The following is an 8,922-nucleotide window of genomic DNA, read 5'->3' as shown; positions in this document are numbered from 1 at the left end:
ACGGGGATTTTTGACCAAAAACACCGCCGTTGCGTTAATTGTCAACAGACCCTAGTGTTTTTGCTTGAAACACAGCCTTAATATAAGATAATTCAACTTAACGCACAATAGTTTAAAAAAACATATTTTTTTTGAATAATCTGTGAAAACGGAAGTTATTTTAAGCGAGATTATTGTTTTAGGATGTTTAAATAAAACCGACGGGGCTGTTTTATCCCGAAAACGTAAAGAATACCCTTGCCCCGGGGCAGGATTAACGCCATAATCCGACAAGCGTGCAGGAGAGCGTTGCGGCCGGTTGTGCCGCAACCGCCGAAGGCGCAGACACCCTTAAATCGCTCAGGCAAAAGGACTGCACGTATCAGCAAAAATCTGGAGAGCGGCGCGGCTGCGCCCACCGAAGGGGAAAAGGCCGTCTGAAGCAGTTCAGGCGCACAGGCTGTGAAATGGTTTCAGACGGCCTGATGCCGAAAATCTCAGGTTCAAGGACAGATAGGGCCGCATGCAGAGCAAATGCCGCCTTTAACTTATGGAGACCGAGACATGAGCGCCCTCAAAACCACACCTTTCAACCAAGCCCATAAAGACGCCGACGGCAAATTAATCGACTTCGCCGGTTGGGAACTGCCGATTCACTACGGTTCGCAAATTGCCGAACACGAAGCCGTGCGCACCGACGCCGGCATGTTCGACGTATCCCATATGCTGGTAACCGACGTTAGCGGCGATCAGGCCAAAGCCTTTTTCCGCAAACTGATTGCCAACGATGTGGCCAAGCTCGGCTTTGTCGGCAAAGCGCTGTATTCCGCCATGCTCAACGACAACGGCGGCGTCATCGACGACTTAATCGTTTACCGCACCAACGAAGCCGAAACCCAATACCGCATTGTGTCCAACGGCGCCACCCGCGAAAAAGATTCCGCCCAGTTCGCCAAAATCGGCGCCGGATTCGGCATCACGCTGAATCCGCGCTACGATTTGGCCATGCTGGCCGTGCAAGGCCCCAAAGCCGTTGAAAAACTGTTGACCGTGAAACCCGAATGGGCGGAAACGGTGAACAACCTTGCCGTATTCCAAGGCGCGGATTTGGGCAACGACTGGTTTGTCGCCCGCACCGGCTATACCGGCGAAGAAGGCGTGGAAGTGATTCTGCCGGGCGCGGAAGCCGGCGCATTCTTCAAAGCCCTGCAAGCGGCGGGCGTGCAGCCTTGCGGCCTCGGCGCGCGCGATACCCTGCGCATGGAAGCGGGCATGAACCTCTACGGCAACGATATGGACGACGATACCAGCCCGCTCGAAGCCGGCATGGGCTGGACGGTGGATTTGAAAGACGAAAGCCGCGATTTCGTCGGCAAAGCCGCGCTCGTTGCCCTGAAAGAAAAAGGCGTTGCCTATAAACAGGTCGGCCTCTTGCTCGCCAAAGGCGGCGTGCTGCGCGACCATATGGAAGTGATTACCGACGCGGGCAAAGGCATCACCACCAGCGGTGTGTTTTCGCCCAGCCTCAAACAGTCCATCGCCATCGCCCGCGTGCCGAAAGACTTTAACGGCGAAGCGGCCAAAGTTTTGATGCGCGGCAAAGAAGTGGATGTGCGCGTGTTGAAGCTGCCGTTTGTGCGCAACGGCCAAAAGCAGTTTGATTGAATTGAATAATAAGGAAAAGTCATGAAACCTAAATATGCAATTAACAACGAAGTAAAATTGAAAAGCGGTCATGTAGTTTTGATTAATGGTATTGATCAAGAGGGATATGGTAAATATTTTTACGATTATCAGTCTGATAATGGAATTGGGAGGATTCCTGAGGCAGATATTTTGGAAGTAATTAAAGAAGATTACTATGCGGAAGAATGAGCGCGAAATGAACCTTCCGTTTCTAAGTAAGTTTTAAGCAAGCTATTTATTTAATAGGAGAACACACTATGAGCAATATCCCCGCCGAACTGAAATACGTTGCCAGCCACGAATGGCTGCGCCAAGAAGAAGACGGCACCGTAACCGTGGGCATCACCCACCACGCTCAAGAATTACTGGGCGACATCGTGTTTGTAGAGCTGCCCGAAGTGGGCGCGAATCTGGCCGCCGAAGAGCAGGCCGGCGTGGTGGAATCGGTGAAAGCCGCTTCCGACGTGTATGCGCCGATTGCCGGTGAAGTGGTGGCCGTGAACGATGCGCTGGTTGATGCGCCCGAAACCGCCAACAGCGAACCTTACGGCGCAGGCTGGTTCTTTAAAATCAAACCCGCTGATGCCGCCGATTTGGACGGCCTGCTGAGCGCCGAACAATATGCCGCCGAAATCGGCTGAACCTGCCGCAACAACAAAAGGCCGTCTGAAAAACGTGCAATACGGTTTTCAGACGGCCTGATTTTCAAATATCGGCACCATATCCGGGCTTGTGCCGGCCGTTTTTTGTTGTTTGAAAAAACTTCCATTCACCGGCCTTGGTTTTATTCCGACTTTTCAAAAGGCTTTTCGAAACATGAAAACCATCGGCATTATCGGCGGCATGAGCCCCGAGAGCACCGTATCGTATTACCAGATTATCAACCGCGAAACCAACCGCCGTTTGGGCGGTAACAGCAGCGCGGATATTCTGATGCACAGTGTCAATTTTGAAACCATAGCCGCCATGCAGCGCACGGGTGATTGGCAGGGAGCGGGCGGAGTGCTGGCGCAGAGTGCCGTCAGGCTGGAACGGATGGGGGCGCAAGCCATTGTGCTGGCCACCAATACCATGCACAAAGTTGCGCCCGCCATCGAGGCGGTGGTGCAGGTTCCGTTGATTCACGTGGTGGATGCCACTGCTGCCGCCGTTAAGGCGGCAGGGCTGTGCAAAGTGGCTTTGCTGGGCACGCGCTTTACCATGAGCGACGGCTTTTACACCGACCGTATGCGTGGCTTGGGCGTGGAAACCTTGGTGCCGTCTGAAAGTGTGCAGCACGAAATCCACCGCGTGATTTTTGAAGAACTGTGCCGCAACCGCTTTACCGAAGCGGCCAAGCGGTATTATCTGGATACCGTTGCGGATTTGCAAAGGCAGGGTGCGGAGGGCGTGGTGTTCGGCTGCACCGAAATCGGCCTGCTGCTGAAACCCGGAGACTGCCCGCTGCCGGTGTTCGACAGTGCCGAAATCCATGCGCTCTCGGCGGTGGATTTTGCTTTGTCCTGATTTTTTACAAGGCCGTCTGAATGAATTACTGCATATTTTGCAATGAATTGCCTGCCGATACCGCCAATCCCAACAAACACTACCATGATTGCGAATACGGTTTCCCGCTGCACGACGATAATGAACTATTCGGGCGGCTGGTGTTGGAAATCAATCAGGCGGGGTTGAGCTGGACAACCATTTTAAACAAGCGGGCGGGTTTTCAGACGGCCTATTCGGGTTTTGACATCGCTGCGGTGGCGGCCTACACCGAAGCCGACCGAAAACGCCTGCTCGCCGACGCGGGCATTATCCGCAACCGCTTGAAAATCAACGCGGCCATTCACAATGCGCAGCAGATTTTGCTGTTGCGGCAGGAATACGGTTCGTTTAAAAACTGGCTTGATGCGCACCATCCGCTGGCCTTGCCGCAATGGGTGAAACTGTTCAAACGGCATTTTAAATTTGTCGGCGGCGAGATTGTGAATGAGTTTCTGATGAGTACGGGCTATCTGAAGGGTGCACATGTCGAAGGTTGTCCTGTTTATGATAAGGTGTTGGCAAACGGGCCGAAATGGGCGCAGAATCGGGATAATGTTTAACCTTAACCGTTTCGCTTTATCCGCACCCGCGCCGTTTTTACCCCCGGCCAATCCGGTTTGATTATGAACACACACAACCCCTCCCCCGATTTTTTATTGCGTCTCGCCGTTGCCTTAACCGGCGTGTTTGCGTTTTTGCAGGTGTATTCCGTGCAGGCGGTGCTGCCGCTGCTGGTGCGCGATTTGCAGGCCGGCGAAGTGCAGGCGGGGTTGGCGGTGGGGGCGACGGTGCTCGGCGTGGCGCTGATGTCGCCGTTTATGGGTATGCTGTCGGATGCCGTCGGGCGCAAGGTGTTTATCGTCGGCTCGCTGCTGTTTCTTGCCGTGCCGACTGCGTTGCTGGCGGTGGCCGCCTCCATTGGGCAGATGATGTTTTACCGTTTTCTGCAAGGTTTGGCGGTGCCGGGGATTACGGTGGTGCTGATTGCCTATATCGGCGAAGAGTTCGGCGGTAAGACGATGACGCGGCTGATGTCGCTTTATGTGGCGGGCACGGTGCTGGGCGGTTTTATGGGCCGCTTCCTGCTCGGCCATTTGAGCGAGTGGATGGGTTGGCGTTCGGCGTTTTATGTGATGGCGGCGCTGAGTTTTGCGGGGGCGCTGTTTGTGTGGCGGCAGTTGCCCGCGTCGCAGCGGTTTGTGCCCAAACCGGATTTTCAGACGGCCTTGCGCATGTTGTCGGGCCATCTGAAAAACCGTTATGTGGCGGCAGCCTGCCTGCTCGGTGCGTGTGTTTTGTGTTCGCTGGTGGGCTGTTTCACCTATATCAACCTGCATTTGGCGCAAGCGCCTTACCGTTTGGACAGCGGCAGCTTGGCCAATCTGTTTGCGGTTTATTTGATCGGTATGGTGATTACGCCGCTCTCGGCGTGGCTGATTAACCGTTTCGGCAGCCGCCGCACGATTCTGCTGGCGGTGGGGTTGTCGGCTGCGGGCGTGTTGGGCACGCTGTTTGCGCCGCTGCCGGCGGTAGTGGCGGCGCTGGCGCTGATGTCTTCGGGCGTGTTTATCACGCAGGCGGCCACCATCAGCTATATTGCGGCCAATGTAACGGAAGGCCGCTCGTTGGCCTCCGGGCTGTATTACATGGCTTATTACGGCGGCGGCACCGCCGGCTCGTGGCTGTGCGGGCTGGCTTATGCGCAAGGCGGTTGGACGGGCGTGGTATGGGTGTTGCTGCTGGTACAGGCGGCAGCGCTGCTGATCGCGGGCAGGGGGATGGCAAAGGCCGCCTGAAAAGATTATTCAGACGGCCTGAGTGAATTTGGCAAAGGTCTCAGGCTGTTTGAAATACTCAACAGCCGCCATACTCGGGCTTGACCCGAGTATCTGTTATTTCTTTTGAAACAAAAGGTCTCAGGCCGTCTGAATAATCTTTTCAGACGGCCTGTAATGTTTTTCAAAAAATATCCTGCCGATGTTTTTTACGCGGTTGCTGTTCCGAAAGCTTTACCAGTTCACCCTGACCGATCGCCCGCCCAGCAGGTTTTCCAGTTCGCTGAAAAGTTCCGCGCTCGGCGTTACCGTCCATTTCGGGGCGGTGCGCAACTGGCCGGAGGCGGCATCGTTGGCGTAGGCAAGGCGCAGCGGGATATGGGCGGTGTCGGGTTTGCGGTGGCCGGTGAGCAGCGCCGCCAATTGCGTGATGTCGTGTTCGGGGCGCAAATACAGGCTCAGGCTGCGGGCGTAGCGTTCGCGGGCGGTTTGCAGCGTCATCACTTGGTTGGCAACGATGCGCAGGGTGTCGCTGCCGTTGTAGTCGTCGCGGTTGATTTTGCATTCCATAATCAGCACTTGGTCGGCTTTCAGACGGCCTGCGCTTTCTTCCAACACTTGTCCGGTTACCATCACTTCCACCTGGGCGCTTTGGTCTTCGAGTGTTACGAAGGCGATTTTGCCGCGTTTGCCCATTATGGTGCGCACGGCGGTGGCGAAGCCGGCCACGCGCACGTTGTCTTGCGGTTTCAGACGGCCTAAACGGGTGGGGGCGATTTGGCGCACTTCTTCGGCATAAGGGCCGAACGGGTGGCCGGAAAGGTAAAAGCCGATAACGCTTTTTTCTTCGGCGAGTTTTTCCGACTCGCTCCATGCGGGCGTATCGGCCAACCCGATGGTGCCTATAGCGTCTTCCTCCATATCGAAAAGCCCGCCCTGGTTGGCGTTGGCGGCTTTTTGGTCGGCGTTGTTCATGGCCAGGTCGATATTGGCCAGCAGCATGGCGCGGTTGGGTTCGATGCTGTCGAACGCGCCGCCGCGTATCAGTGATTCCAACACTTTGCGGTTGACGTGGTCTTTGCCGACGCGCTCGCAGAAATCAAGCAGGCCGGTGAATTTTCCTCCTTCCCGCCGTGCCGCCGTAACCGCCGCCACCGCCCCTTCCCCTGTGCCTTTGATGGCGCCGAGGGCGTAGCGGATCTGTTTTTGGCTGTCGGGTGTAAACAGATAATCCGATTCGTTGATATCGGGGGGCAGGAAAGTAATGCCGTTGGCGCGGGCATCGTCGTAGAAATGCTTGAGCTGGTCGGTGTTGTCCAGCTCGCTCGACATGGTGGCGGCCATAAATTCGGCAGGGTAGTGCGCTTTGAGCCAGGCGGTTTGGTAGGAAATCAGCGCGTAGGCGGCGGCGTGGGATTTGTTGAAGCCGTAGCCGGCGAATTTTTCCATATAGTCGAAAATTTCATCGGCTTTCTGGCGCGGAATGTTTTTTTCTTCTGCGCCTTTGGCGAAAATTTCGCGGTGCTTCACCATTTCTTCGGGCTTTTTCTTGCCCATGGCGCGGCGTAGCAGGTCGGCGCCGCCGAGCGAGTAGCCGCCGATAACCTGCGCGGCCTGCATCACCTGCTCCTGATACACCATGATGCCGTAGGTCGGCTCCAGCACGGGCTCCAACAGCGGGTGGATATATTCGAATGCCTGCCCTTTCATGCGGGCGACGAAGTCGGGAATATTGTCCATCGGGCCGGGGCGGTAGAGCGACACAAACGCAATCAGCTCTTCAAACTTGGTGGTGTGCGCTGTTTTCAGCATTTTTTTCATGCCGGTCGATTCAAACTGGAATACGGCGGTGGTGTTGGCATCGCGGAAAATCTTGTAAGCGGCTTGGTCGTCGAGCGGAATGGTGTTGACGTCAACGGTTTTGCCGACGGTTTTTTTGATGTTTTCCTGCGCCATTTCGATAATGGTCAAGTTGCGCAGGCCCAGAAAGTCGAACTTCACCAAGCCTACGTCTTCCACATCGCCCTTGTCGTACATCGACACCGGCGAAGCGGATTCGTCGGCTTGATACACAGGGCTGAAATCGGAAATTTTGCCCGGCGCAATCAGCACGCCGCCCGCGTGCATGCCGAGGCCGCGGGTGAGGTCTTCCAGCTTTTTCGCCAACTCGATCAGCTCGCCCGCATCTTCGTTTTCAATCAACTGTTTGATTTCCGGCTCTATTTCCATGGCTTTATCAAGGCTCACCGGGCGGTTGGCTTCAAGCGGAATCAGTTTCGAGAGGCGGTCGCACAGGCCGAACGGCAGTTCCAGCACACGCCCTACATCGCGGATAACCGCTTTCGACGACATGGTGCCGAAAGTAACAATCTGGCTGACTGCATTCGCACCGTATTTCTCGCGCACATATTCAATCACGCGGCCGCGGTTGCTTTGGCAGAAATCGATATCGAAGTCAGGCATAGACACGCGTTCGGGGTTCAAAAAACGCTCGAACAGCAGCGCGTATTTCAGCGGATCGAGATCAGTAATTTTCAACGCATAAGCCACCAGCGAACCTGCGCCCGAACCGCGACCCGGTCCCACCGGGCAGCCGTTGTTTTTCGCCCAGTTGATGAAGTCTTGCACGATGAGAAAATAGCCCGGAAAGCCCATCTGGATGATGATTTTCAGCTCGAAATCCAACCGCGCCTGATATTCGGGCATTTTTTCGGCACGTTCGGCCTTGTCGGGGTAAAGCTGAACCATGCGTTCCTGCAAACCTTCGTTGGAAAGCTGCACGAGATAATCGTCCAACGACATGCCGTCGGGCGTGGGAAACAGCGGCAGAAAGTTTTTGCCCAGCGTGAGTGTGAGATTGCACCGCTTGGCAATTTCCACCGTATTTTCAAGCGCTTCAGGCAGGTCGGCAAAACGCTCGGCCATTACCTCGGGCGCTACGAAAAACTGGCTGGGCGAAAAATCGTGCGGGCGTTTTTTATCTGCCAGCACCCAACCGCCTGCAATACACACCCGCGCCTCATGTGCTTGGAAATCTTCGCTGTTCAAAAACTGCACCGGATGGGTTGCAACGAGAGGCAAATCAAGCTCTCCGGCAATTTCCACGCTGCCGGCAACCGAAATTTCCCATTGCGGGCGCTCGGGCAGACGCTGCAATTCAAGATAAAACGCATTCGGAAACCACGCCGCATATTTCCGCGCCGCCGCTCTGGCCGCCTCCGGGTGGCCGTTCATCAGATGCGCGCCCACTTCGCCGTAATGCGCACCGGATAAGCAAATCAAACCGGTGTTATCACCTTCGGTCAACCAGGCTTGACGAAGCTCCGCATGATTCGGATTGCGGCCCTCCCCCACATAAGCTTCCGTGAGCAGCTCGCTTAAACGCCGGTATCCCTCATTGTTTTGCGCAATCAAAACCGCCCTGAAAGGTTTATCGGCCACATCGGGGTTTTCAACCCACACATCAGCCGCCATCACAGGTTTAATGCCCGCACCGCGGCAGGCTTTATAGAACTTTACCAAACCAAACGTATTCATTAAGTCGCTGATCCCTAGGGCGGGAATACCAGCGGCCGCTGCTTTGTTAACAACATCTTTGATACGCACCGTGCCATCGGTGATAGAAAACTCGGTATGCAGGCGCAAGGGGATATAAATCGGTTTGGTCATAACACTAAAACGGTAATTGAGAAGAAAAACTCAAAACATTGTAACAGGTTTGCTTGGATAGGCAGGCCGGCGCTCATGCAAACCTTGTGTGAAGCATAATTTTGTAGGGTTGATTGTTAGGCATTATATTTAGGGAACTTGAGGCCGTCTGAAACCATTGTTCAGGCGGCTTAATGTTTGTGATGAATTAAATATTGTTGTTAAACAGACAGTTGTTGTTTTTGGCGTGGGATTTTTTGTTTTTTGTGTTGACTGTTTTGGGGTTGGTTGTGTATAGTTCGTTTTC

General features: G+C 54.8%; 7 protein-coding genes and 1 riboswitch. Of the genes, 6 read left to right on the top strand and 1 reads right to left on the bottom strand.

What is annotated here, in order from left to right:
• The first annotated feature begins 268 nt into the window (after positions 1–268).
• Positions 269–365, top strand: a riboswitch (glycine riboswitch).
• Between the two features lie 178 nt (positions 366–543).
• The 6 genes from gcvT (at position 544) to Q3970_RS10515 (ending at position 4,988) form a co-directional block, all read left to right on the top strand.
• Positions 544–1,644, top strand: coding sequence for a glycine cleavage system aminomethyltransferase GcvT (gcvT, locus tag Q3970_RS10540; protein WP_303100528.1), 1,101 nt, complete (start codon positions 544–546; stop codon positions 1,642–1,644).
• A gap of 21 nt (positions 1,645–1,665) precedes the next feature.
• Positions 1,666–1,854, top strand: a complete 189-nt coding sequence (locus Q3970_RS10535; RefSeq protein ID WP_303100527.1) for a hypothetical protein — start codon at positions 1,666–1,668, stop codon at positions 1,852–1,854.
• A 68-nt stretch (positions 1,855–1,922) separates the two neighbouring features.
• The gene (gene gcvH, locus Q3970_RS10530) at positions 1,923–2,306 is read left to right on the top strand and encodes a glycine cleavage system protein GcvH (protein ID WP_303100526.1); all 384 of its coding nucleotides are present in this window, start codon (positions 1,923–1,925) and stop codon (positions 2,304–2,306) included.
• A gap of 175 nt (positions 2,307–2,481) precedes the next feature.
• On the top strand, positions 2,482–3,171 hold the full coding sequence (locus Q3970_RS10525; RefSeq protein WP_303100525.1) for an aspartate/glutamate racemase family protein: 690 nt from the start codon (positions 2,482–2,484) through the stop codon (positions 3,169–3,171).
• Positions 3,172–3,191: 20 nt separating this feature from the next.
• A complete protein-coding gene (locus tag Q3970_RS10520; RefSeq protein WP_303100524.1) occupies positions 3,192–3,752 on the top strand; it encodes a DNA-3-methyladenine glycosylase I in 561 nt (186 codons plus the stop codon).
• Between the two features lie 63 nt (positions 3,753–3,815).
• Positions 3,816–4,988 (top strand): MFS transporter, encoded by a 1,173-nt coding sequence (locus Q3970_RS10515; RefSeq protein WP_303100523.1) that lies wholly within the window; start codon positions 3,816–3,818, stop codon positions 4,986–4,988.
• A gap of 213 nt (positions 4,989–5,201) precedes the next feature.
• On the opposite strand, the gene dnaE is transcribed toward Q3970_RS10515, so the two are convergent.
• Positions 5,202–8,636: a DNA polymerase III subunit alpha gene (gene dnaE, locus Q3970_RS10510; RefSeq protein ID WP_303100522.1), complete on the bottom strand. Its 3,435-nt coding sequence runs from the start codon at positions 8,634–8,636 to the stop codon at positions 5,202–5,204.
• Positions 8,637–8,922: the final 286 nt, after the last annotated feature.

The sequence above is a fragment of the Neisseria sp. genome (genome assembly GCF_030530745.1).
GTDB lineage: Bacteria > Pseudomonadota > Gammaproteobacteria > Burkholderiales > Neisseriaceae > Neisseria.
This window is presented reverse-complemented; position numbering and strand designations above follow the sequence as displayed.